At 44.1% G+C, this 24,864-nt stretch carries 20 protein-coding genes; 17 read left to right on the top strand and 3 right to left on the bottom strand.

The window, feature by feature from the left end; translation table 11 throughout:
• Nucleotides 1-59: 59 nt before the first annotated feature.
• The gene (locus MHI48_RS21875; RefSeq protein WP_076328119.1) at nucleotides 60-2,930 is read left to right on the top strand and encodes a ComEC/Rec2 family competence protein; all 2,871 of its coding nucleotides are present in this window, start codon (nucleotides 60-62) and stop codon (nucleotides 2,928-2,930) included.
• 15 nt (nucleotides 2,931-2,945) lie between these two features.
• Here the strand turns inward: MHI48_RS21875 and MHI48_RS21870 are convergent, their stop codons facing one another.
• Nucleotides 2,946-3,398, bottom strand: a complete 453-nt coding sequence (locus MHI48_RS21870) for a hypothetical protein (protein ID WP_036615118.1) — start codon at nucleotides 3,396-3,398, stop codon at nucleotides 2,946-2,948.
• A gap of 620 nt (nucleotides 3,399-4,018) precedes the next feature.
• Between MHI48_RS21870 and MHI48_RS21865 the strand changes: the two genes are divergently transcribed.
• The 5 genes from MHI48_RS21865 (at nucleotide 4,019) to MHI48_RS21845 (ending at nucleotide 11,508) form a co-directional block, all read left to right on the top strand.
• The gene (locus MHI48_RS21865; protein ID WP_036615117.1) at nucleotides 4,019-4,531 is read left to right on the top strand and encodes an RNA polymerase sigma factor; all 513 of its coding nucleotides are present in this window, start codon (nucleotides 4,019-4,021) and stop codon (nucleotides 4,529-4,531) included.
• On the top strand, nucleotides 4,528-5,418 hold the full coding sequence (locus tag MHI48_RS21860; protein ID WP_076254424.1) for a DUF3298 and DUF4163 domain-containing protein: 891 nt from the start codon (nucleotides 4,528-4,530) through the stop codon (nucleotides 5,416-5,418). Before MHI48_RS21865 ends, MHI48_RS21860 begins: the two co-directional genes overlap by 4 nt.
• A gap of 278 nt (nucleotides 5,419-5,696) precedes the next feature.
• Nucleotides 5,697-6,473 carry a DUF3298 and DUF4163 domain-containing protein gene (locus MHI48_RS21855; RefSeq protein ID WP_076250670.1) on the top strand — a complete coding sequence of 259 codons (777 nt, stop codon included), beginning with the start codon at nucleotides 5,697-5,699 and terminating at the stop codon, nucleotides 6,471-6,473.
• A 766-nt stretch (nucleotides 6,474-7,239) separates the two neighbouring features.
• Nucleotides 7,240-8,679, top strand: coding sequence for a polysaccharide deacetylase family protein (locus MHI48_RS21850; RefSeq protein WP_076328118.1), 1,440 nt, complete (start codon nucleotides 7,240-7,242; stop codon nucleotides 8,677-8,679).
• Between the two features lie 810 nt (nucleotides 8,680-9,489).
• Nucleotides 9,490-11,508: a copper amine oxidase N-terminal domain-containing protein gene (locus MHI48_RS21845; RefSeq protein ID WP_083677406.1), complete on the top strand. Its 2,019-nt coding sequence runs from the start codon at nucleotides 9,490-9,492 to the stop codon at nucleotides 11,506-11,508.
• 136 nt (nucleotides 11,509-11,644) lie between these two features.
• Here the strand turns inward: MHI48_RS21845 and MHI48_RS21840 are convergent, their stop codons facing one another.
• Nucleotides 11,645-11,947, bottom strand: a complete 303-nt coding sequence (locus tag MHI48_RS21840) for a hypothetical protein (protein WP_017687204.1) — start codon at nucleotides 11,945-11,947, stop codon at nucleotides 11,645-11,647.
• A gap of 351 nt (nucleotides 11,948-12,298) precedes the next feature.
• Between MHI48_RS21840 and MHI48_RS21835 the strand changes: the two genes are divergently transcribed.
• The 3 genes from MHI48_RS21835 (at nucleotide 12,299) to holA (ending at nucleotide 15,401) form a co-directional block, all read left to right on the top strand.
• Nucleotides 12,299-12,847, top strand: coding sequence for an RNA polymerase sigma factor (locus MHI48_RS21835; protein WP_017687205.1), 549 nt, complete (start codon nucleotides 12,299-12,301; stop codon nucleotides 12,845-12,847).
• Nucleotides 12,844-14,127: a zf-HC2 domain-containing protein gene (locus MHI48_RS21830; protein ID WP_047843800.1), complete on the top strand. Its 1,284-nt coding sequence runs from the start codon at nucleotides 12,844-12,846 to the stop codon at nucleotides 14,125-14,127. The genes MHI48_RS21835 and MHI48_RS21830 overlap by 4 nt, the downstream gene beginning before the upstream one ends.
• 257 nt (nucleotides 14,128-14,384) lie before the next feature.
• Nucleotides 14,385-15,401: a DNA polymerase III subunit delta gene (gene holA, locus MHI48_RS21825; protein ID WP_036668560.1), complete on the top strand. Its 1,017-nt coding sequence runs from the start codon at nucleotides 14,385-14,387 to the stop codon at nucleotides 15,399-15,401.
• A gap of 186 nt (nucleotides 15,402-15,587) precedes the next feature.
• Here the strand turns inward: holA and rpsT are convergent, their stop codons facing one another.
• Nucleotides 15,588-15,860, bottom strand: a complete 273-nt coding sequence (rpsT, locus tag MHI48_RS21820) for a 30S ribosomal protein S20 (RefSeq protein WP_024628504.1) — start codon at nucleotides 15,858-15,860, stop codon at nucleotides 15,588-15,590.
• 175 nt (nucleotides 15,861-16,035) lie between these two features.
• Here rpsT and gpr point away from each other — a divergent pair, with 175 nt between their 5' ends.
• From gpr to grpE, 8 genes are all read left to right on the top strand, one after another.
• Nucleotides 16,036-17,037 (top strand): GPR endopeptidase, encoded by a 1,002-nt coding sequence (gene gpr, locus MHI48_RS21815; RefSeq protein ID WP_036615103.1) that lies wholly within the window; start codon nucleotides 16,036-16,038, stop codon nucleotides 17,035-17,037.
• Nucleotides 17,038-17,182: 145 nt separating this feature from the next.
• Nucleotides 17,183-18,478, top strand: coding sequence for a stage II sporulation protein P (locus tag MHI48_RS21810; RefSeq protein WP_047843799.1), 1,296 nt, complete (start codon nucleotides 17,183-17,185; stop codon nucleotides 18,476-18,478).
• A 53-nt stretch (nucleotides 18,479-18,531) separates the two neighbouring features.
• The gene (locus tag MHI48_RS21805) at nucleotides 18,532-18,891 is read left to right on the top strand and encodes a hypothetical protein (protein ID WP_076328117.1); all 360 of its coding nucleotides are present in this window, start codon (nucleotides 18,532-18,534) and stop codon (nucleotides 18,889-18,891) included.
• Between the two features lie 145 nt (nucleotides 18,892-19,036).
• Nucleotides 19,037-20,851 (top strand): translation elongation factor 4, encoded by a 1,815-nt coding sequence (gene lepA, locus MHI48_RS21800; RefSeq protein ID WP_036615097.1) that lies wholly within the window; start codon nucleotides 19,037-19,039, stop codon nucleotides 20,849-20,851.
• 207 nt (nucleotides 20,852-21,058) lie between these two features.
• A complete protein-coding gene (gene hemW, locus MHI48_RS21795) occupies nucleotides 21,059-22,243 on the top strand; it encodes a radical SAM family heme chaperone HemW (protein ID WP_076328116.1) in 1,185 nt (394 codons plus the stop codon).
• A gap of 118 nt (nucleotides 22,244-22,361) precedes the next feature.
• Complete coding sequence (locus MHI48_RS21790; RefSeq protein WP_017687214.1) at nucleotides 22,362-22,832, top strand: N-acetyltransferase; 471 nt, start codon at nucleotides 22,362-22,364, stop codon at nucleotides 22,830-22,832.
• 254 nt (nucleotides 22,833-23,086) lie between these two features.
• Complete coding sequence (gene hrcA, locus MHI48_RS21785) at nucleotides 23,087-24,118, top strand: heat-inducible transcriptional repressor HrcA (protein ID WP_036615092.1); 1,032 nt, start codon at nucleotides 23,087-23,089, stop codon at nucleotides 24,116-24,118.
• A 44-nt stretch (nucleotides 24,119-24,162) separates the two neighbouring features.
• Nucleotides 24,163-24,726 carry a nucleotide exchange factor GrpE gene (gene grpE / locus MHI48_RS21780; RefSeq protein WP_036668567.1) on the top strand — a complete coding sequence of 188 codons (564 nt, stop codon included), beginning with the start codon at nucleotides 24,163-24,165 and terminating at the stop codon, nucleotides 24,724-24,726.
• Nucleotides 24,727-24,864: the final 138 nt, after the last annotated feature.

The raw sequence follows: 24,864 nt of genomic DNA, 5'->3' as shown, positions 1-24,864 counted from the left end.
TGAATTGGCTTTCCGGGGGCTTTTCTGCGTTCAACGGGTGAAATGAAGGAGGGGGAGAAATGAAAGGCAGACCGTTATTAAGTTTTACGATTTGTTGGTTGTGCGGGAGCGGGATAGCATGTGCGTTAACAGGCTGGGCATTAATCTGGGGGTTAATTGGAGCTCTGGCATGTTTACCACTTTTACTTCGTTTTATGGATGTGCGTGGATGGTCTGTTTTATTTTTACTTGCTGCCTTTATTGGAGGTGTTGCACATTGGGAGTGGAATGACGCACGCAATCATAGTAGTCTGCCGGAGACCATGCATATCGCTACTCATGAGTTGGACGGATGGTCAGCTGAAATTCAGGGTGAGCTGGTGTCAGATGTACGTATTGATGGAGATCGGGCTGACTTTAAGATACAGATGTCTTCAATATTGCCAACATTGGATTCGTTAGCAGATACAGATCTGGCAACAGTATTATCTGCATTCAACATAGATGAACAATTGATGGTACAAGTCAGACTGTTGGAGGAAGAAGAACAACAGATAGCAGCGGGCTGGAAGAGGGGCGATTTGATTACGCTTAATGGTTCTTTTGTCCTTCCTGGTGAAGCTAGGAACTTTGGCGGATTTGATTATCGCAGTTACTTGCGTACCCTGCATATCCACTGGTTGTTCAAAGTGAAAGGAGCCAGTTCGGTAACAGCAGTTGCTCCTGAGGGACTTGGACAATATAACATACTAAGGTGGACGGATTGGACTAGGCATAAGTTGGGCTCGGCGGTTGAGCAGTTATTTCCAGAGCCTCATGCTGGATATATGAAGGGTCTTATTATCGGGATGGCTACTGATATCGATCCAGGTACCTATGGTCAGTTTTCACAACTCGGTCTAACGCATATCCTGGCAATCTCCGGAACCCATGTCGCTGTATATGTTGCTTCGTTGCTTCTCATTCTATCTTGGCTAAGGCTTACCAGAGAGACGGCACTCACGATTGTTCTGATCCTGGTGCCAGCTTATGTACTGTTATCCGGAGGTTCACCTTCAGTGATTCGGGCAGGAATGATGTCCATGATTGGGTTGTACATGGCACGCCGTGGCCTCGCGAGAGACGGTCTTCAGATGATCAGTGCAGCAGCGTTGCTGATGATGTGGTGGGACCCGTACTTTTTGCTAAGCGTGAGCTTCCAGTTATCCTTTCTCGTGACCGCAGGTTTGATGATCTACATGCCATTGATTAACCGGCTGTTCAGCGGCTGGCCGAAATCTCTGGCTGCAACGGCATCCGTTACAGTGACCGCTCAGTTGATTTCGTTCCCAGTAACCATTCTGTATTTCAATCAGTTCTCATTACTCTCATTTGTGGCCAACTTTCTGCTGGTTTCTTTGATTAGTGCCATTGTATTACCTCTGGGGACGGTCGCCATGTTACTGTCATTCATATGGGTTCCCTTGGCGAAACCCCTCGCATGGATAGTGATGCAACTGAATCAACTGACTTTTGTAAGCGTGGAGTGGATGAACAGCCTGCCAGGTTTTGTATTGATCTGGGCAACACCGTCCTTGTTATGGATTGCCGCATATTATGCTGTGTTGTATGCCTTACTCTACCTGTTGCATCGTGGCAATGGTGAGCAGCAAGAAACAGCGTTTGTTGAGGAAGAGACGGCTCCTCTTGTGAGGGGGCAACCTTCAGTTTCAATGGCGAATATGGGCATTCGCTCTTCGATGTCTACCGTGGTACAGGATCAAGGTAAGAACCGTGTAGATGGAAAAGAAACTTCATTAACGACATTAGGAGCCAGTATTGCCTGGCCGGAGTATACAAGTGCATTTACTACACGAGGTGCAGGTTATTATGCACATGAACGAATGAGTAAAGCTCAGCAATGGTTGTGCGGGTTGCTCGCAATCAGCTTTATTGCTGGATTATGGTGGGCATATCAGACTCCCAAGCCTGCTGGAACCGGCATCGTGCAGTTTTTGGATATTGGGCAAGGGGACAGCACATTGATTACAACCCCGGAAGGCAAACACATTCTGGTGGATGGCGGGGGAACGGTTAGTTTTGGGAACACCGAACAATCTTGGAAAACAAGACGTGATCCGTATGAGGTAGGTGCCAAGGTGGTTGTTCCTCTATTGAAAAAAAGAGGTATCCATCAACTGGACACTGTAATTGTAACGCATGCCGATCAGGATCATGCCGGAGGACTACAGGCGGTGCTGGAACAGATTCCGGTTAAACGTTTCATGTTTAATGGCACAACCAGTGGTAAAGAAAACTTTGATAAGTTACTGAATACAGCCATGGAACGAAAAATTCCTCTATACGCCATTCAGCAGGGCATGTCCTATAAGGCTGATAAAGAGACAAGTTTACATTTTATAGCTCCGGATCTGGCACATATGGACGTAAATGAATCAGGCAATTTGCCTGTATCTGAACATCAGAATCATGATTCCGTTATCTTTTTGCTGGAAATGGCCGGGACTTCCATGTTGTTCACCGGGGATATGGATGCTGCGGCCGAGCAGGACCTGCTCTATATGATTCAGGATGGCTCGTTGGCTACCCAGTTTGAACAGAAAGGTGCGGACATTGGAGTTACAGAGGGAGTTGTACAAAGGGTACTTACACGTCCGTTGCAGGTTGATTCAAAAGATGCTTCAGCATCTGTCTCCATTGACGTTCTAAAGGTCGCTCATCATGGTAGTAAAACGTCGTCCACCGAAGCCTGGCTCCAATACTGGAACGCCAAAACCGCTGTGATATCTGCAGGAGTTAACAATACATATGGGCATCCCAATCCGGGAGTGATGGAACGTCTGGAGGCTACCGGGTCAGATATTTATCGGACAGATCAGATGGGAGAGGTTCAGATGAGGGTGAAAGATGGGAAGATTGATATCCGGTACAAGTTGTTTGGAGTTGAGTGAAGGCAGGCAATCTATTTATCGGTATGAAGATGAGTGAAGAAAACTCCGATTTAATACCAACTGGAAGGTTAAAAAGACAAGAGAACATACAACAATGTGGATAGTTTGAGCAGAAAAAGTATTGAAGTTACGTGTAAATATCGAGTAGATGATCCCACCTATGCAGCCTAATAGACCATATGCAACGATTGCAACGAGCAATCTTTTATACGTATTATCTTTTTTTCTGTATAAAAGTAATCCATCCACCAATATAGAAAGTGGCGTAAGTAAGAAAAGTAAAATAGCGAGGTTAATCAATAATCCAACCGCAAATTTATACCCGAATGAATAATAGTAAGTATTCTCTAATCTTTCATCTATAGGGACATAGTGATATATCCCCATTGCAAGTGAAATGAACACTGCAGTTAATACAGCTGCAACTATTTTTCCGCGTGGCCTATTGATTCTATGGGTTTTTGTCATTCGAAAATTGACCTCCCTAAATAACTATATTCAATAAGAGATAGGCTAAGACGTTACTATATTTTAACATACAGAGGTTGAGGAAAAGTGGGAATTAGAGAAAGAAAGTACTTAGTTGACCTATAAAAGAAAGAAGTCGTTTCGCTGCGAAACGACTTTTTTTTAATTGCATGGTGGTGACATATTTTTTGGTAGTGGCAGGGTAGGAAATGAGGGAGGGGAGCGTGGTTCCACCGGCGCAGATCAGAAGAAGACGGATTAAAAGTATGAAATATCGTTACTATAGAAAGCCTACAACGACAAAGGCGCTACAGACTACCAAATGACTTTTGGTTCCGAGTGATACATTGTTTTTTCGGAAAGAAACCTTCAAAAGTTTCAAATGAATTCGGTCATCGGTAGTAGACTGGTATTCGGCAAGTGAAGGATGGGAAGATTATTTTTAAAAGGACGAGGTGCATTTAATAGAGGCACCGAGGTTTACGCTGAGCTGCTTGTGAGGGCCTTGAACGATTTGCAGAAGTGAAAAAAAATTTTGGATGCCAAAACTTTTTGGGAACCCGTATACGTCTTACTTCTTGTTACGACAAAAGATTTATATAGAAAAGGAATAATCGGCCATGTTCAATAGGAAAACTGAAAAAATTCTGACACACTGTATTACCGAGCATAAAGAGAACGTATACCGACTTGCGTATAGCTATGTCAAAAATAAGGATGATGCCCTGGATATCGTACAAGACTCCATATACAAAGCGATGACGCATCTCGAACTTTTGAAGAACCCAGATGCGGTCAAAAGCTGGTTTTACCGGATTGTGGTGAATACCGCCCTGGATTTTCTGCGCAGTAACAAAAAGGTTCAGGCGATGGATCATGAAATGATCGAAACCTACAGCCCCGGGGAAGAAGATACGTATACGGACATTGATTTGAAGCGAATGCTCGAATCCTTGCCGGATAAATACAAGAGCGTCATTATACTGAGATATTTTGAAGACATGAAGATCGAAGAAGTTGCGGCTGTGCTGGATGAGAATGTGAATACGATTAAAACAAGGCTGTATCAGGCGCATCAGCTATTGCGAATCAAAATGAATGATGAAACAACCAAAGGAGATCGAGTAAGATGAACAATAACATGGAACAGCTGCGAAAAGAATATCAAGAAATACCCATTCCAGATGAATTGGATAGCATTGTAAACCAATCGATTCATAAATTCTCTAAGGAGGGAAGGAGGGGCCGCGGCTCAAATTACAGATGGTTAGCTGTTTCCAGTGCGGCTGCGGTCATGTTCCTTGTTGCGATCAATGTGAGCCCTCCTGTAGCGAAAGCATTGTCATCCATACCGGGTGTGGACCGGGTTATCCAAGTGCTCACGTTCAAGGAATACGTGGTTGACGAGTCTAATTACAATGCGATTATCAAAGTGCCTTCCATTACCGATATGGAGAATGAGCAGTTGCAAAGCGGGTTGAACGAGAAATATATGAAGGAGAACAAAGCGCTTTACGAAAAGTTCCAGGCGGAAATCAGCGAATTGAAGAAGCAAGGCGGAGGCCATCTGGGACTTGATGTCGGATATGAAGTAAAGACGGACAACGACGAGATTTTATCTATACAAAGATACGTGGTCAAGACCGCTGCTTCATCCTCGGAGGAGCTTCAGTTTGATACGATCGATAAGAAAAACCAAATCCTCATAACTCTGCCGATGCTGTTCAAGGACGATCGTTATGTACGGCTCATCAGCGACAACGTTAAAGAGCAGATGCAGGTGCAAATGAAAGCGGACCCTAATAAGATTTACTGGGCTCCGGGAGCTACCGACGTGCCGATCACCAGTGAGTTCCAGAGCATCGCGAAGGATCAAGGCTTCTATATCAACAACGACGGCAAGCTGGTGATTGCTTTCAACGAATATGACGTTGCGCCAGGCTATATGGGTTCTGTGGAATTCGTCATTCCCACGGATGTGTTGAAAGACGTTCTGATTAATAACAAATACATTAAGTAATGGAAGAGACCGGTGATGGGGTACCCCGCGCCGGTTTTTTTTGTTAGTACTTTGAATTCATAGCCCCGTCCTTTTAATTTCTCAATTATTTCAAGCAAAGCTTGGACTGTCATTGTCTTTTCATCACTATCATGCAGAAGGATGAATGGGGCAATCGCAAACGTCGAAGAGACATTGTTCTGTTTTTAATTTTCTAAAACTTTCTGTGCCATCTCATGCGTCTAGCCAATGAGTGTGCGTGATTAGACACTCATACAAAGAGATGGAGGATGAAAGCTATGAAAAAGAAAACGATAAAATACATGAAGATGGGGGCCATGGGCTGTGTAGCCATGCTCGGCGTGGGCGCAGCGAGCTTATCTGCAAATGCGCTGGCCTCGGCACCTGTTTCAGCGAACGTAACTGTCAGCTCTAAGGTACATTCAACCGTCCCTTTGGCTACAGGAGTGAAAATCGTGGAGAAGGTACTGAGCACAACAAGCAAGAACCTTATTGTGAACATCAAGGTACCGCAGCTGGACGGCATGCTGGACACCAGATACCAGAATGAACTGAATGGCATCCTTTTATCCCGTGCGCAAAAGGATCTTGCTCAGTGGGAGAAGGATGCCGCAAAAACGGCCAAAAAGGCAAAAGTAAATCACCAGAAGTTCCACCCCTATGAATTTTACGTCAGCTATAAGCTAAAGTCGGACGGAACTGGAAACCCGGCAGGAGTAGTTTCGCTTGAAGTAATCACGGAAGGTTACAGGGGCGGAACAAGCATGCCCCGGATCGATACCTACAACTTGAAAAATGCCTATGCGGCTCAGCGCGTGACACTGGAGGATCTCCTCGGTTCTAACTACAAAGAAAAGCTTGATGCAGATATTCTTGCGCAAATGAGAAAGGATCCCGATCAATACTTCCTGGAAGAATTCAAAGGGACGTTCACGGAACAGTCGTTTTATATTGAAAAAGGCGAACTGGTTATCGTCTTCCCGAAATACAGTATCGCGCCGGGATATGTGGGTTCACCGGAGTTCCGTTTCAATTTGAAGAATGCCAGCCTCTGAGGCAAAGCCGAATGATATGAAGCCAGAAGTCGCAGTAAAGTTGGATCTGAAAAAGGTGGCAGCTTACTAAGGGAGCCTATGGCGTGATGATCGTTTTGCTCGAAATTGCACAGAATCTCTTGTATATGAAGTGTAGTGAGGTTCAGCCGCAAAGTCTGCAAAAGTGCATAAAATGAGCAGTGGACAAGCGCGTCCTACGAGGAGGAGTCCTGCTTCTTCTCGAAAATGGCTCCCAAAGCGCTCGGCGCAGCCACTTCGATTCATAAAAATCAGTTTTACGTGCAATCCAATTTGTGTCCGACATTCTAAATGTACAAGTACAACATTAATTCAAGTCTTATGCTGGAAACATGACGATTATTCTGAATGTGGCATCCCGAAGACTCTCTTCTTACGGGATGCTTTTTTTAGTTCTAAAGGCAGAAGTTCCATGAAATTGTTTTGTTCTCTTCATTGATTACATTAATTGGAGAAAACTTTTTTCACAACCTCGGCGTCCTGCCTATGAGCGACAAATCAAAAAGATAAGGACGAAAGTAAAATGCATGATGGGCTTAGGGGGATTTGCGTGGCTCCTCATTATCGATCTGTCGAGAGTGCAGGCACTCAGTGGTGCCTTTCTGTCATCGATGTTTGATGTGAATAACTGATGGTTGATTTTTCATCAGGTATCGTATTTCGATAGTTTTGGGCCACCATCGCCGGAAGAAATGATAGACAATGACTTGCAGTTTTATGACTAGAATAAAGATAAGGATGATTTGAAATGAACAAAAGGAAGAAAACACGGTGGCCCGTTTGGCTGGTTGGATTTATTGTATTAGCTGGCGGGATTCTAGGAATCAATCTAATGGTGCAAAATGTTCTAGCTGGGAACCACAGCGTTACAGAGAACGTTGAAGTGTCGCCCAGTGCATACCCAGGCTTAAATATCGAAACAAGGACGAAGAATACGAAGCATTATATACTGTCGATTAGCAACGTTCTCTCAAACAGCAAGGAGATTAATACTCCTATTCAGACGTGGGTCAATGATCAGGAAAAGAAATTCTTAACCCAGGTTAAAACCGGTGCAAAAACGCTTCAAGGCGATCATCGTGCTGAATTGAATATTACAGTAGATACGAATAAAATTAATGACCATTTATATAGTTTAGTGTTCACTTCCTATCAAATCACCACAGGCGGTGCTAATGGACAATCGATAATAAAATCTTTTAATATCGACACAGCTGAAAATAAAATATTGAATTTATCTGATATCATGACTTATGACAAAGCAGCTGTTAACCATATTATGTCCATCGTGAAGGAAGAATTGAAGAAACAGAAAAACGTTCACTCTTATGTATTCGAAGCAGAACTTCAAAAATCTATAAAAAATCCATCTGGATGGAAATGGTCCATAGGTAACGGAGTCTTTACTTTATACTTTAATAAATACGAGATCGCTGCTGGTGCAGCCGGAACGGTCCAAGTGAACATTCCACTGAAATCCTTGCATTCCTACTTGAAGAAGGACCTTACTAAAAAATGGAATATTAATTATGAAAATAACGATGAACCAAAAGGGAAGAGACCAACTCAGCCTCCGCTTGATCCTAAAGGGAAATATGTTGCTCTTACCTTTGATGATGGGCCTCACCCAAAGGTGACACCTAGAGTTCTAAAGACTTTGAAGGAGTACAACGCGAAAGCTACTTTCTTCATGCTGGGCGTACAAGTAGAGTATTATCCTGATATGGCTAAAAAGGTTGCTAAGGCCGGCCACGAGATCGGCAATCACTCCAAGAGTCATCCAAATCTTGCGAATATGAGCCTGAGTGAGGTGCGCAAACAAATCATAGAATCATCGGACCGAATCGAGGATGCGACTGGGGAAAAACCAACCCTATTCCGTCCGCCTTATGGTGCTATGAATGAATCAGTCAAAAAAGTCACCAAAGAACAGAAAACACCCATTATTTTATGGTCTGTGGATTCGCTGGATTGGAAAAGCCGGAACGCTCAAGCTGTAAATAAAGAGGTTGCTAAAAACATCAGATCAGGTTCGATTGTACTTATGCATGATATTCACGCTTCTACAGCTGATGCGCTGCCCCACATGCTTAAATCACTAAAAAAGCAAGGCTACCAATTCGTAACGGTGTCTCAGTTGTTGTCCTTGAATAAATCCACAGGAAATGGCCCTTATTATAATCAATAAGTTCATCACACAAAAGAGGTACAAACCTTCGTTTTTCTAAGGTTTGTACCTTCTCTATAAGAATGGATTTGCACTATCCTATATAAACCGACCTTTATTTGGATTTGAAATAATTCCTTGCTGTTCCGATTTCTCCATAGTTTCTTATATTCAGATACGGATGTAAGAGTTTTTCTAACGAACATTTTGTCCATAAGCTGCTTCACTCGCTAGCGACAGATGGTTCCAGCGTTATAATATTTTAGTTATGCAGTCATCTTTTTTTCAACTTTTCGTACTAGAAGTAAGTAATACTTCATGAAGTGTAAGGACATCTAGACTATCACTTAGGATAGTTGACTAAAAATCAGTTACTCTCTTGCCTTTGATATGCCAACTATCAAGCTAATTATAGTTGCGCTGAATAAGTTTAGTATATGATCAATTTGATCCCAACTTTTATGCCAAATTATCATATTAAATGCAATGAATAACACACTACTGAGTAGAAAGAATCCCAGGAAGTATTTGAAAAATATTATTAGATTCATTTAATCTCCCGCATATCCATTTATAGTTTTGTTACGGTTGCACGCCCTATTTCGTTTATAATATGTTTTCTATTTTAGATTATTAAATGCAATCATTTGTATTTGGTTTGTTGTATATATGTAAAAATATGTTTTTAGTTACGGATTTGATTAATGTTATGTGATTTTTGTTGCAGGATTATGGTTGTTTTTACCGAATAATAGTTAGGCCCACCTTAGAGGAGGGATAGAGATACTTAGGGATCGTAGCACTATACATAATAATGAGGGGATCAAGAAAATGGAACTTGTAGAAATGTCGCAAAGTAAAAAGAACAGAAATGCAACTCAGAAGTTTAGAGTGAAATGGATTAGAAAAGCGATAGCCCTATGCATTGGACTTTTAGTTATCGGTTTGATCGTAGGACAGAACTCCGCTTTTGCATCATCTGGATCGGGTAATTCCATCACTTCAGTTCTTGACCGAAATGACTATTTGCTGGACGATGGTACACTTTGGTCTAAAGGGGCCACAAGTGGAGTATGGACACAAAATCGAAAACTGATTGGTATTTCAAAATCAGAAGACCATTCCATCTATGGGTGGACTGCTGATGGCCAAGTGATTCGGTGGAATAAGGACAATGCGCATATACCAGTAACGAAACAATTCAATGGTGTGATTAAGGTATATGGTCATGGATGGGTTCAGCTTCAGGATGGAAACCTTTATAATTTTGATGATCAGGCTAAGGTTTTGGAATCGATTATCGATGCGGATTCTTATAGTTTTGGAAGCGATTCTTCTTATAGCGCATTATCTTCATCAGGAGATATATATTATGACAAATACAACAAAATACGTAAAGCTGGAAATGTACCTGATGGTAAAGCAATTGCAACGAATGGTGTTTACGCAGCAGTGCTGAAAAATGATGGCTCGGTAGTGATCGTAAGTATGCTGTATGAGGATGATTACATCACGGTTGCGAATAATGTGCAATCTTTGATTTGGTGGGGGAGTACGCATAAGCTGCTCACAGTGAAACAGGATGGAACCGTCTGGAGCTACGATCGAACTGCCAAATATAAGGGCGAGCAACTGCCGGGTTTAAGTAACGTATCGCGGATGGTGTATGCGCCTAATCTGGATGAACTATATGCACAGTTACAGGATGGATCGTGGGTTACATATGATAATGGAAAGTTAACTTCTCTATCAGCTCCCGCGTTAAATCAAGTGACACTTACGGCATCTTCCAAGGAAGCTAATATTGGGGATACCATCACGCTTGCTGTTCAGGAGAATTATAGTAATGGTTTCAAAAACAAGCGTGCGCCATTGCCTGAAGAAATTATAGTGGAGCAGCCCCAAGTTGCACAGATTCAGGCAGGAGGCAAACTGAAGGTTACGGGCATGGGAACAACCAAAGTGACTTTGAAGATAGGTGATTTGGCCTCAAGTCTTCAACTGAACGTTGATTCACAGCAAAAGTTAACAGGCGCCACATTGTTGGATGGAAATGTATACTTGCCAGTACAGTCGGTGTTCAAAACATTGGGAGCCAAAATTGATGTGAAAGGCTCATCTTTTGAAATTCAATTTGGAGTTGACAGTATTACTTTGCAAAAAGGGAGTGCTGTTGCGCGATTAAACAACAAAGAGCTGAAGTTAAAAGGGAAAGTACAAATCATTGGAGGACAAACTGTATTTCCTGCGGAATTGTTAAGACAGGCTGCGGGTATTCAGGTTCGATGGGATGCTGAGCTAAAGCAGGCCAAGGTGCTGGTTGGAAATTCTTCTATTCTGGTGGAATCGAAGGATACACTTGCACTGATCAAGAAAAAAGAGTTGGGGAATCTTGCTCGCTTCATTGGCAAGTCCTACTGGATCAACAGTGATACGAGTTTAGGGCAACGTTTCAGTAAAGTGACCATATCAGATATCAAAATTGAAAAGATTAAATACGGTGATCGAAGTTACTCTATTATCTTCCGTAATGCAAAAGGAAAAACCGTTTCTGCCTACGCAGGAGGTGCACCTTCCAGTGTGACGGAGATGCTTGCCGATTCCAACCAATTCTTCTCTTCTGATCCGTATAAGAAATACAATTGGTCCAAGTCCACTTGGAATAAAATCATTGCTGGAGAAGTAGCTTTAGGAATGAACATAACTCAGGTGCGCCTTGCTTGGGGAGATCCATCGAGCATTACGTATGAAACGAGTTCAAAAGGCAAAATCGAGGTTTGGGTGTATGCCAGCTCCGCAGGCATAAGAGCTTTAGGGTTTCTCAATGGCAAACTGATGGCAATTTACTGATAAATATACCAATTAATCACTTCAATTGATTGCAAGTTACAGCACAGCACAAAAAAAGCCCGCTTTCCGTTACACCCCAGAAGGGAGAATATCGGAAAACGGGCCATTTTTTCAAAATGTAGAAGAAATATAAGAACTACTCTACGCCATCCTTAAAGTGTTTGCTCCAATGTTTGTCACCCTTGTGCAACAGATCTTCTACCGTTTTCTCAAGAGTCATCAATAGCTGTGCTCTGACATCCAGTACGGTTTCTCTGTACAAGCGTTCTTCCGATCCAACGATTTTATCGCCGTATAATGCCTGTGCAGCTACGTACTTCCGATGTTCCTCGACCAGAGTATCAATGGACTCCAATGCATGTTCAACAAAGTGGGAAATACTTTGATATTCTTTGGGCATTTGTTCTTTTAAAGCTTGAATTTTCGCAAGAGCTGGCATGCTCATCACCTCGTGTTTATGAATGTAAATTTACAATACACTATTTTCATGAAAATTGCATTAAAATCAGCTTAAATTTGGACAAATTTCGACTTTTTTTATTTTAGGAACCAAAAAAGTGTTTATCTATAATGTATGCCATTGCATTTGAATTGAGTCGTGTAAGTAATGGAATCCCTTTTGGATACGTTTGGTGACTCGTTATGCAATTTCTGTTATTCTAAGAGAAGATTTCAGCGGCCCTAATACATACGCCGTTATTTTGTTATGGCAAATTAAAAAAATACTTAACTTTGCAACAATTTTATTGATGATCACGTCTGTAAGGTTGCAGGGAGAGGGGGATCCTTTGTGGTAGAGCCGGAACTCATCAGAGCCGCTCAATCGGGCGATCGCGACGCTCTAATTACCCTATTGCGGGAGATTGAACAACATGTCTATCGGACCGCATATTACATTCTAAATAATGAACAGGACGCTTTGGATGCTGCTCAGGAAGCGTTGATCCGAATTTACACCAAAATCAATTCATACGAAGAAAAGGCCCAATTCAAAACATGGGTACAACGCATCGTCACGAACATCTGTATTGATAAATTCAGAAGAACCAAGCCGTCTGTCTCCATTGACGAACATGACATGGTTTTTCAGGATAATCAGGATGTGGAGTACGAGGTCATGTCTACATATGTGGCCCAGGACATTCAGGATGCGATCAACAAGCTTCCCGAGCATCATCGTACCGTTATTGTTCTAAGATATTTGCAGGACTTATCCTACAATGAAATTGCGGATTGTCTCGATCTTCCGTTGAATACGGTGAAATCTTATTTATTTAGAGCCAGGCAGCAATTACAGAATCTACTACAGGAATATCAGAAAGGTGGTGTGACAGGATGAAATGCGAAGAGGTGGTGGAATGGATGCACCGCTATCTGGATCATGATCTGGGCGAGGCGGAAACCGCGCAGATGCTACAGCATGTGGCGAAGTGTCCGGAGTGCGCCGAGAATTTTAGTTTACTCAGAGCTCTTTCCAGAGAACTGGAAGAATTACCGCAAGTAAGCCCGAAATTTAGTCTGGTTGATGCGATTATGCCACAGCTTGATGCCATTGACGAAGCGCGGAGGGAACAAAGTAGCACCATACAGGAAATGAATCCTGTCCCCGCTGCATTTGAGAATTTACAACGTTCAAGTGAGCGGAAAACGAAGCAAAAATGGCTTAACTCGATGGCAGGACGTATGTCCATGGGTGCAGCGGCTGCGGCAGTTATATTGGGATTTGCCATCTGGGGAAATCCGCCTGAACAGATTGAGAATGCCGATTCCATGCTGATGAGCTCTGGAGCTTCTCAAGAGAGCGGCAATGTGGACGAGAATCCATTAAGCAAGAATATTGAAAATTATGATCCTGCCACTTCGTCCCAACCAAGTAGCAACGATGTGTTTGTGGATCAATCGAATGTTTCACCAACTAAACCAGATAACCAAGACGTAGAAACAATGCCTGAAGAGAACGGTGGAGATGAGGTACAGGAGCCTGAAGTTCAGTCAGATCCGACACCTCAACAACCGGCTACTGAATCAACGCCTGCTCCGAATAAAGGACCGCAGGATAATTCGTCCAGAACTCCTTCGACCGATAATCAGAAGAATCCGGCTCAAAACCAAGATTCTGAGCAGAGAATTCAGGGATCAGGAGATTCTCCTAAATCTTCTGCAGATGGGGAAGAGAGTGGAGTAACAGAAACAGAAAATGGAGATGCGCAATCCTTCACTTCTCAGGATACAACACCTAATATGACTGAAGATGCTCCGGTTGAAGGTAACACTGTACCTGATTCCAGTGCAGGTGCAGACGCTTCTGGAGGAAACAAAGGATTCGCAGCAGGACCGGATCAGGGAATGGCTACAACAGCAGCACCAAAAGAATGGAAGTCACCTGACGGCTCCTATGTAGTTATGCTTATTGGTGATCAAATCAGCATATACTCCAAACCTGTGAGCGAACCGGATGTTCTAAATTTGGTTGAACAACGCAGTATAGAGGGGACACTGAAGTCAGCGAGTTGGTCAAAGGATGGTACCCTATTTAATTACGAAACGGACAAGGACGGAACAACGGCGAAGAACTCGTTTAATGTACCTGCTGTTTCAGGTGGAGCTCCTGCGAAATAATTAAAAATGGGGAGTGCGCTCCTCTAAAACGAAAGAACATTTTCAGTATGACAAGCATATAGTGGAAGTAACAAAACGTCCTATCTCAGTTCAAGCAACTGACGTCGTATGACCGCGCACCGGCTTTTTCTAGAACTGCTGGTGTCAGCGTTTATATAGATGTAGGACAGGGGACCTTCATCCATAACTGGATGTAAGGTCCCTTTGTTGTCTTGCGCTTTTTCTGGTAGGATAAGAGGGATAAGGAGGCGCCGTGAATGGATGTAAAAAGTGCAACAAAGGCAATACGTAATGGAGAAACGGCACCGATCTATGTGCTGTACGGAACGGAGAAGTACCAGATACAGCAATTTACGGATATGTTAAAAGAACAGGTTATTGAAGAAGAACATCGTGATTTTGCGATTATTCCATATGATTTGTCTGAAACGGCTGTGGAGGTTGTTATTGAAGAAGCAGAGACTGTACCTTTTCTGGTTCCACGCAAATTAATTATCGTAAGGGATGCGAGCCTGTTCACCGCAGGTAAAGAATCCAAGATTGAACATCAGGTTGATCGTCTGCTTACATATATGGAAAATCCGGCAGATTACAGTACGATTGTTTTCCTGGCCCAAGGGGATAAGCTGGATGAGCGTAAGAAACTGGTGAAAGCTGTCAAGAAACAGGCAGTAGTTCTTGCTTTTGCTCCACTCAGTGGAGAAGAGTTATTGAATTGGATAGTGAAACTTGCGAAGCAGCGGGATGTTTCCTTGGAGACGGGAGCGGCGGAAACGTTGATCAGCTATGCAGGAACAGGTCTTCAGACCCTGTCTGCTGAAGTAGATAAGTTATGTTTGTTTGCGGGTAATGGGGGGACAATCAAACGTGCTGATATTGAGTCACTGGTTGCCCGTAGTACAGAGCAGAATGTATTTTCACTAGTGGAGGAACTCGCTAATTTGCGACTGGAGAAAGCGTTGGCTCTTTTCTATGAGTTGCTGAAGCAGCGGGAAGAACCGATTAAAATTGCGGCTCTAATCGCACGCCAGTTTCGGATCATGATCCAGGTGAAAGAGTTGGGGCAACAAAGTTACTCCCAGCAGCAGATTGCCAGTCAGCTTGGTCTGCATCCGTATGCTGTTAAGATTGCAGGTGAGCAAGCCCGTAAATTTCAGCCGGAACGTCTGAGAATGATTTTGAGTCACCTCAGCGAACTGGATTACCAGATGAAAACAGGAGCGGTGGATAAAGTACTTGGTCTGGAGCTGTTCTTATTGAGACTTGGTGCATGAATGGATAGGAACGTAATAGATTACTAGTGTGAATAACAAACAAAGCGACCTTTGCTCCATGATAGTTAAATCATCGGAATAAAGGTCGCTTTATCTTTGTCTTATACTTATCGAATCAGATACTAAAAAATCCTGAAAGCCTATGCTGTTCAGGATTTTTCCATTGGATCGTATAAGTAACGCTTCTTACGCTTGTGCGGAAAGAGCGTTCAGTTTTTTCGCCAAGCGAGACTTTTTGCGTGCTGCAGCATTTTTATGAACCAGACCTTTAGTTACAGCCTTGTCCAGCTTTTTGGAAGCAGCTTGAATCGCAGCTTTTGCAGTATCAACTTCGTTACTTACCAGAGCAGCATCAGCAGCTTTAACAGCTGTACGGAGTGCAGACTTCTGAGAAGCGTTGAGTGCGCGGCGCTTGTCGCTCGTTTTTACGCGTTTAACAGCGGATTTGATGTTTGGCATTACATTCACCTCCTGTAAGGCATTTGCATGAATACAAACGTTTCACAACTTAAAATATTCTATCACGCTAGCATGTAAAATGCAACAGATATTCCTACGATGTTCGACATGCTGTATAAAGAAACCCTTTTTCCCACACAATATGCTCAAATGCGGTAAGGGAGGCAGGGACAGAATGACACTGGATTTGCAAAACTATACAGTTCGTACCGATTTGGCGATCGATTCCAAGGAAATGGCGCAAGGTGGACAGAAACAGACGATTCCCGGACTACAGGAAGATGTAGAGAAAAAAGAGGGCATTACGATTACACGTATTGATGTCCTGACTGAAGAAGCAGCCACGGCTATTGGTCGAGTAAAAGGCCACTATGTCACCTTGGAAGTACCTTCACTACGGAATGGTGATACCGAGTTACAGGAGCGAGTTGCTGCCGAGTTCACACGTGAAATGGAAGATTTTATGGTTAAGGCCGGAATCAACAAAACATCCAAGGTTTTAATTGTTGGCTTGGGCAACTTAAATGTCACCCCAGATTCACTCGGTCCACTTGTTGTGGAAAATCTGATGGTGACGCGTCAGTATTTCGAATTGGTACCAGATCAGGTTGCGCCAGGGTATCGGGAAGTCAGCGCGATTGCTCCCGGCGTGTTAGGTACAACGGGCATTGAATCCAGTGACATCGTACAGGGGATAGTAGACCGGACCAAGCCGGATGCCATTATTGCGATTGATGCGCTGGCTTCCCGTTCCTTGGAACGTGTAAATACAACGATTCAGGTAGCGGACATTGGTATTCACCCGGGTTCCGGTATTGGAAATAAACGGCGTGGCCTGACCCGGGAGATATTAGGTGTGCCTTGCATCGCCATCGGAGTACCAACTGTATGTTATGCGTCCACCATTGTGAACAATGTGATTGAGATGATGCGCTCACACTTCCGCCAGGAAACGGATCAGACCAAACAGATCATGGGTATGCTGGACGACATTGGTGAGCAAGATCGCTTGAGTCTGGTGAAAGAGGTACTGGAGCCCCTAGGTCATGACCTCATTGTTACCCCAAAGGAAATCGATGAGTTTATTGAGGGAATTGCCAATGTTATCGCTACAGGACTTAACGCCGCACTCCATGATGCAGTGAATCCGGATAACGTAGCCGCCTATACACATTAAAACTTAAAACTGCTGAGAAGAAGGTCCGAATCTATCGGACTTTCTTTTTTTGTTTCTGGAATCTTTCATTTTCCTGTTCTATCAAATTGGGCGGGCTCATAGAGTTGAAGTATAAGAGTTGTCCAGCAGGGAAGGAGACAGCAGAATGAACAAGATATTGGCCTGGAATATTGGGAAGTGGAAAAAAAGATGTCTGCACGTGCTGGCCATGGGCCGTACGTTGTTGTTGCTTATGATCATATCTGCCTTGTTTTTTGTCGTACTGGGTCTGGGGGGGATGGCAGAGAAACGCTTGAATAATTCACCCGTTTCTTCCATGAAAGGATTTGCGAGTGCCGTATCAAGCCGCTTTTTCGTCGATATGCTCGGTATGGAGATGCCCCATCTTACCCAGAAGGAACAGACGTCTGCTATATCCGGTGAAAACCTCACCTCATTTGTTTTCCAATTACTAACGAATGTAAATCCTCAAGATCCGAAGAGCCTGATTGCGAGAGAAATGCCGGGCATGGGTTCCAACCAACCTGTTCTGCTCCGTCCTGGATCTGGTAACGAAAAAGCCGAGGCTCCCGAAGATTATCAGCCCGGTCCCGGTCTTACGGACACAGCTTCCGCAGGTGGAGGAAAACCCGGTAGTGAGCTGCATGTTCCACCAGGTCAGGACAATACGGATCCACCTGAGTCGAGTGAGCCTGGAGATGGAGAAGGTAAAGAAGATCCCCCAGCGAAGAATGGTGAGAAAGACAATTCAGGCTCACCGACAACAGGCAAAAAGTCAATTCTTATCTATCATTCCCATCCACGGGAAGGCTACAATCCACTGCTAGGTACGAAAAGTGATAATCCATCATCAGGCAAATCAACAGGAAATGTGTTTCAAGTGGGAACCTACCTCTCAGATAGTCTGGAGAAGCTGGGAATCGGCGTAGAACACGCCAAGGATGATTACCCCACTAAAGTAAAGGACTACAACTGGAACTATTCTTATAAATACTCCCGTCAAACGGTAAAAGCGGCACTCTCCCAAAATGATGATCTGACGTATCTCATAGACATTCATCGCGATTCACAACGTCATGGCAAAACAACAACCACTATTAATGACTTGGGCTACGCCAAAGTGTATTTCATTATTGGACATGAAAATCCAAATTGGCGGCAGAATGAAGCCTTTGCAGCGAAAATTCATAAGAAACTGGAAGCCAAGTATCCTGGGGTATCCCGTGGTGTGTGGGGCAAGGACGGCGGAGGAGCCAACAACGGAGAGTATAACCAAACCCTTTCACCCAACAGCATTTTGATTGAGATTGGCGGCATCGACAACACAGGAGCTGAGCTCCAACGGACATCGAAGATTCTAGCAGACATGATTGCCCAAGTGTATTGGGAAGATCAGAAGGTGGACAAAGCCAGTGCCAAAACCTCGTCGCAGGGTGGATAGGAACCATATATGTAAAAAGGAAAAATAGTAGAGAGTGACAGGAGGCAATCCACATGTCCAGATTCGGTAAAAGAATGTTATCCATCGCTGTATTAATGTTGCTGGGTGTGCTGTTTGGAATGCAGCTGGCGGGCAGCAACTTTCATATGGGCAATCCATCAGGAGGCACGTCAACCGTTGTAACAACTGAGCCCACTTCATCGGTGACCGAATCTGTTCCGACTGCACCTGTCCAAAAGGAAATTAAAGAACCACCATTTGTACCTGTTCAGTCACCAAGCCAAGTGCTTGGGGCGGATCAAGATAAGGCTCCGGTTGATGTGTTGGCAGACAAAACGGCTGGACTACTGCAAAATCTCTCACATAGTGGAATCAAGTGGGTGGTCTCTCTTTTTAGCGGCGTTGCTGAATAAAATACCATAATTTTAAGGTACAATATAACCTCTGGGAGTGCATGATGACACTTTATTATAAAGTTGAGACATCACGGGATTGATGCACTGTGCTTCAACTGTTATAATGAAGTGATTGACACTAGGCTGTTTCTGGGGGTAAGGAATGACTGACATTCGGGCAAGACAACGTAAAATTCGTAACTTTTCTATTATTGCACATATAGATCACGGCAAATCAACACTTGCGGACCGGATCTTGGAGCACACAGGTGCGCTCACTTCACGTGAAATGCAGGAACAAGTTTTGGATAAAATGGACCTTGAACGTGAACGTGGAATAACGATCAAGCTACAAGCAGTAGCCTTGACTTACAAAGCGGACGATGGTGAAGAGTATTTATTGAATCTGATTGATACACCGGGACACGTAGACTTCACGTATGAAGTATCACGCAGTCTTGCTGCATGTGAAGGTGCTCTGCTGGTTGTGGATGCGGCTCAGGGAATTGAAGCCCAAACACTTGCCAACGTGTATCTGGCATTGGATAACAATCTTGAAATTTTACCGGTTATCAACAAAATTGACCTTCCGAGCGCTGATCCTGAACGGGTGAAGCAGGAAGTGGAAGATGTTATTGGTTTGGACACAAGTAATGCGGTTTTGGCTTCGGCCAAATCAGGAATCGGGATCAAAGAAATTTTGGAGCAAGTGGTGAAAAGTGTTCCGGCACCAACTGGTGATCCTGACCAGCCTTTGAAAGCGCTGATTTTTGACTCGCACTACGACCCGTACAAAGGTGTAATCGTATATGTGCGTGTTGTTGACGGCAAAATCAAATCCGGTTCCAAAATCAAAATGATGGCAACAGGTAAATCATTTGAAGTCATTGAAGTTGGAGCGTTCAAACCTCGTATGACCATCGTGGACGAGCTGAACGTCGGGGATGTTGGATTTATCGTTGCAGGTATCCGGCATGTTGGCGATACACAAGTCGGGGATACGGTAACGGATGCCAAAAATCCAACACCGGAACCTTTGCCGGGTTATCGTAAAATTAATCCAATGGTGTATTGTGGTCTCTATCCGATCGAAACATCGGACTATGTTGATCTGCGTGAAGCGTTGGAGAAATTGCAGTTGAACGATGCGTCTCTGAGCTTTGAACCGGAAACTTCCAGTGCTCTCGGTTTTGGATTCCGTTGCGGATTCCTTGGACTGCTTCACATGGACGTTATCCAGGAGCGGATCGAGCGGGAGTTTAACATTCCGTTGATCACAACGGCACCAAGTGTAATCTATCACGTTACCTTAACGAATGGTGAAGTGATGAAAATCGACAACCCATCCAACTATCCAGAGGTGGGACGGATTGATTACGTCGAGGAACCATACGTCAAGGCAGATATTATCGTACCGAATGATTATGTAGGTACCATTATGGAGCTGTGTCAGACTAAACGCGGTGAATATGTAAATATGGAATATCTGGACACAACCCGGGTTACCATTACCTATGAGATTCCATTGTCCGAGATTGTATATGACTTCTTTGACCAGTTGAAATCCGGTACCAAAGGATATGCATCCCTGGATTATGAACTGTCCGGTTACCGTCAGTCCAATCTGGCGAAAATGGATATTGTACTCAATGGCGAACAGGTGGATGCTCTGTCCTTCATCGTTCACCGTGACCGTGCCTATAACCGCGGACGCATTGTCTGTGAGAAACTGCGCGAGCTGATTCCACGGCAAATGTTCGAGGTACCAATTCAGGCATCTGTAGGTACCAAGGTCGTTGCTCGTGAGACGGTAAAAGCAATGCGTAAAAACGTACTTGCCAAGTGTTATGGTGGTGACATCTCGCGGAAACGGAAACTGCTTGAGAAGCAGAAGGAAGGTAAGAAGCGGATGAAGCAGGTTGGTAACGTTGAGGTGCCACAAGAGGCATTCATGGCGGTACTGAAAATTGATGACTAAACAATCTATTTTGAGGTACATCACAGAATGTGAGTATTCAAACTAGATTAAGGAGAATTCAATTTTGGGTACATCACAGAGTGTGTGTATCGAAATTGAATTGTAGGACGTTTGCTTGCAAACATGGTTATAACACAGAATATTAAATAACTAAGCTGAAAGGGAAGCCGGATGGCTTTCCTTTTTTCAAATAGAGGGGGACTTGCCATGACATTGGCAGCACACAGCCGGAAGACAGGTGCGCCCCAAGCGGTGTATCTTCACATTCCCTTTTGCACGAATAAATGTTTTTATTGCGACTTTAACTCATACGTTCTGAAAGATCAGCCCGTGATGCAATATCTCGAAGCGCTGGAACGGGAGATGGAACATACAGTTAAGGCCAATCCACCGGGCGAGATCAAGACGATATTTGTAGGTGGGGGTACGCCAACAGCTCTGAAACCGGATGAGATGGCCGTATTTCTTCGTTCCGTGAAGACGTATTTCCCAAATTGGGCGGACGATATTGAATTTTCGATGGAAGCCAACCCGGGAACAACGGATGCGGAGAAACTCGCTGCGATGAAAGAAGGCGGCGTCAACCGCGTCAGCTTTGGCGTGCAGGCGTTTCAGAATGATCTGCTTACAGGCATTGGCCGTATTCATAACACGGATGATGTATATCGCAGTTTGGAGAATGCTCGTAAAGCAGGCTTGAATAACTTGTCCATTGATCTGATGTTTGGTTTGCCAAACCAGACCGTTGGAATGTTGAATGAGAGTATCGACAAAGCGCTGGAACTGGATCTGCCACATTACTCCATCTACAGCCTGAAAGTGGAAGAGAATACACTTTTCCATACCCTGTATCAGAAGAACCAGTTACCACTTCCTCATGAAGATGATGAGCTGGAGATGTATCTTCTATTAATGAGACGTATGAAAGAAGCGGGCTATGGACAATACGAGATCAGTAACTTTGCCAAGCCGGGCTTCGAGAGTCGTCACAATATTACCTACTGGCGTAATGAGGACTACTACGGTCTGGGTGCAGGTGCACATGGATATGTGGGCCGCGAACGGCATATGAATATTAAAGGTATAAATCCTTATGTTGAAGCTTCACGAGCAGGGCTGCCACGTCTGGATCATTTTGAGATTGCTCGCCCCGAAGCCATGGAAGATTATCTGATGGTTGGACTGCGAATGTTGGAGGGAGCTTCGGCCTCACGCTTTAGCGAACAGTTCGGAGAGTCCATGGAAGAAGTGTTTGCGAAGCCTTTGGGCAAAATGTTGAACGCAGGGTTGCTTGAGCGGACGGCAGACGGCTTCCGACTGAGCGAGCAGGGTATCCTGTTCGGAAATGACGTTTTTGCGGAGTTTATCGGGTCCATATCGCTGAATTCATAGCTTGAAATTCTATACGCTCTGTTGTATATTTATTCATATTGATTTTACAGAGCGTGTTAATTTAACAACTACGAAGTCAGCTTTCCTCTGGAAAGCTTGGTAATAGGAGGAGAGCAGGATGTCGGTAATATGCAGAAAAGCCGTGCCGGAAGATGTTGAACCACTGTATGAAATGATTAAGGGCTATGCAGAGCGTGGGATCATGCTTCCACGATCACGGGAAATACTGCACCGACAGCTGGAGCACTTTGTTGTAGCCGAAGTTGATGGTGAAGTGGTGGGTTGCGGATCGCTTTGTCGTCTGGGGAATGATTTGGTGGAAGTCAGATCACTCGGTATCTCGGAAGGACACAAAGGGCTCGGTATTGGCTCCCGATTGCTGGACCGACTGGTAGAAGAAGCGGAGAAACAACAGATTCCTAAGGTTATGGCGTTGACATATGAAGTATCCTTCTTCCTCAAAAACGGCTTTGCCGTGGTGGAAAAAGAGATTTTCCCCGAGAAAGTATGGACCGACTGTGTTCATTGCAGCAAGCAGGATTGTTGCGATGAGATCGCGGTATTAAAAGAGCTTAACGTTTCAGCCTAACAACTGAATGGACTGCATGAATCGAGCCGAGTCAGCCTCTGCCCTACATGCAGTCCTTTTTTACTTCAAAGTATGTTCAATAAAGTTGTTAGGACTCGTCGACATTGGTCTATACTATAAATAGATGAGCCCACTCATCAAACTCACTTGACAATGTTCACGTCAGTTTGGTATTTTTGTATTACCGCTTAGCACTCATCTAACCGGAGTGCTAACGACATGGGACAGTACAGTCAGAAGGAGGGATACTCACCATGTTAACAGAGCGTCAACGAATGATTCTGAACGCTATAGTGGATGACTATATCCGTTCAGCTGAGCCCGTAGGGTCCCGGAGCATTTCCAAAAGGGGAGATGTTGGATACAGTCCGGCGACGATCCGTAATGAAATGGCGGACCTTGAAGATATGGGTTTCCTGGAACAGCCGCATACATCGGCAGGACGAATTCCATCCCATAAAGGCTATCGATATTATGTCGATCATTTGGTCCCTTGGAATCAGGTGGAGCCTCAGGAATTGGATGATCTCAAGTCGTTCTTCGCTGAAAAATTGAACGTCATGGAACAAGTTATTCAGCATGCATCCAATATTTTGTCACATATGACGAATTATACTTCGATCCTGCTTGGACCGGAAGTATTCCATACGTCCTTACGTCACTTCCAATTGCTTCCGTTGAACGAGAGTGAAGCTGTGGCAATTATCGTGACCAATACAGGTCAAGTGGAGAACAAGACGGTTCAGATTCCACCAGAAATCTCGGTAGCTGAGATGGAAAATGTGGTTCGCTTGTTAAATACCAAACTTGTGGGCGTACCAATCTACAAATTGAAATCCCGTCTTTATACCGAACTTGGGCAAGAGATGGAACGGCATATTACACGTTATGAGGAAGTTATGCAGGTGCTCAACAGTGCCTTTGACAATGAACATGATAATCGTCTGTTCCTCAGTGGTGCCACCAATATGTTGACTCAACCGGAGTTTAAAGATATCGAAAAGGTAAAAGATATTCTTGACCTGCTGGAAGAGACACCAACACTCATGAAATTGATGATGCCCGTGCCGGGTGGATCTGGTATTCAAGTGCGAATCGGCACTGAGAATGATCATGAAGCCTTTGCCAACTGCAGCCTGATTACAGCCTCCTATTCATTGGACGGTGAGGCTTTGGGTTCGATCGGTATTCTAGGACCCACGCGGATGGATTATGCACGTGTCATTCATATTTTAAATACACTATCCCGTGACTTGACGGCGATGCTAACACATCGTTTCAAATAAGATTCGGGAATGAACCATTTCATTCGTATAAGGAGGTGAACATCTTGAAAGAGGAGCAATCATTTACAGAAGAACAAGAGGTAACAGCAACTGAGCAGGAGCCTATTAATGAAGCTGGCGCTGCAGAAGCACAAGCTGAAGAGATGGCTGGTCAGGAGCAGGATGAGCTTGCACGTCTGAAGGCAGAAGCCGAGGAGCAACAACAGCGTTATGTCCGTGCACAGGCTGATTTTGATAACTTCCGTCGTCGTACGCAGAAGGAAAAAGAAGAATTGGCTAAATACGCTTCGATGAAGCTGGTCACCGAACTGGTACCGGTTATTGATAACTTCGAGCGCGCCATGGCTACTGTACCGGAAGGAGCAGAGGTCGAATCTTTCTCCAAGGGCATCCAAATGATTTTCCGTCAATTGGAAACCGTGATGAATAATGAAGGTCTGACGGCTATGGAATCGGTAGGACAACCGTTCAATCCTGAATTCCACCAAGCAATTATGCAAGTGGAGAGCGACGAGTACGAAGAAGGTATCGTTGTTGAGGAAGTCCAAAAAGGCTACATGCTGAAAGATAAAGTGCTTCGTCCAGCTATGGTTAAAGTCAGCTCATAAATTCCTGATAGGAAGGAATGAGTCGGCTCCATGGTTGAACAATGTGGGCGAAGTTTAATATAAAGGTTTGTACACATAGAGCACGATTAGCAACATGAACATCTAAATAAGGGTCAGATCAGACCCATTCATTTTAAA

It is taken from the genome of Paenibacillus sp. FSL H7-0942, assembly GCF_045040715.1.
In the GTDB taxonomy this organism is placed as follows: domain Bacteria; phylum Bacillota; class Bacilli; order Paenibacillales; family Paenibacillaceae; genus Paenibacillus; species Paenibacillus amylolyticus.
The sequence above is the reverse complement of the archived record's forward strand: the minus strand, read 5'-3'. Positions and strand labels throughout refer to the sequence as shown.

Coding starts and splice junctions, on each gene's coding strand:
- MHI48_RS21875 (WP_076328119.1), top strand. CDS start 60: ATGAAAGGCAGACCGTTATTAAGTTTTACGATTTGTTGGTTGTGCGGG.
- MHI48_RS21870 (WP_036615118.1), bottom strand. CDS start 3,398: ATGACAAAAACCCATAGAATCAATAGGCCACGCGGAAAAATAGTTGCA.
- MHI48_RS21865 (WP_036615117.1), top strand. CDS start 4,019: ATGTTCAATAGGAAAACTGAAAAAATTCTGACACACTGTATTACCGAG.
- MHI48_RS21860 (WP_076254424.1), top strand. CDS start 4,528: ATGAACAATAACATGGAACAGCTGCGAAAAGAATATCAAGAAATACCC.
- MHI48_RS21855 (WP_076250670.1), top strand. CDS start 5,697: ATGAAAAAGAAAACGATAAAATACATGAAGATGGGGGCCATGGGCTGT.
- MHI48_RS21850 (WP_076328118.1), top strand. CDS start 7,240: ATGAACAAAAGGAAGAAAACACGGTGGCCCGTTTGGCTGGTTGGATTT.
- MHI48_RS21845 (WP_083677406.1), top strand. CDS start 9,490: ATGGAACTTGTAGAAATGTCGCAAAGTAAAAAGAACAGAAATGCAACT.
- MHI48_RS21840 (WP_017687204.1), bottom strand. CDS start 11,947: ATGCCAGCTCTTGCGAAAATTCAAGCTTTAAAAGAACAAATGCCCAAA.
- MHI48_RS21830 (WP_047843800.1), top strand. CDS start 12,844: ATGAAATGCGAAGAGGTGGTGGAATGGATGCACCGCTATCTGGATCAT.
- holA (WP_036668560.1), top strand. CDS start 14,385: ATGGATGTAAAAAGTGCAACAAAGGCAATACGTAATGGAGAAACGGCA.
- rpsT (WP_024628504.1), bottom strand. CDS start 15,860: ATGCCAAACATCAAATCCGCTGTTAAACGCGTAAAAACGAGCGACAAG.
- gpr (WP_036615103.1), top strand. CDS start 16,036: ATGACACTGGATTTGCAAAACTATACAGTTCGTACCGATTTGGCGATC.
- MHI48_RS21810 (WP_047843799.1), top strand. CDS start 17,183: ATGAACAAGATATTGGCCTGGAATATTGGGAAGTGGAAAAAAAGATGT.
- MHI48_RS21805 (WP_076328117.1), top strand. CDS start 18,532: ATGTCCAGATTCGGTAAAAGAATGTTATCCATCGCTGTATTAATGTTG.
- lepA (WP_036615097.1), top strand. CDS start 19,037: ATGACTGACATTCGGGCAAGACAACGTAAAATTCGTAACTTTTCTATT.
- hemW (WP_076328116.1), top strand. CDS start 21,059: ATGACATTGGCAGCACACAGCCGGAAGACAGGTGCGCCCCAAGCGGTG.
- MHI48_RS21790 (WP_017687214.1), top strand. CDS start 22,362: ATGTCGGTAATATGCAGAAAAGCCGTGCCGGAAGATGTTGAACCACTG.
- hrcA (WP_036615092.1), top strand. CDS start 23,087: ATGTTAACAGAGCGTCAACGAATGATTCTGAACGCTATAGTGGATGAC.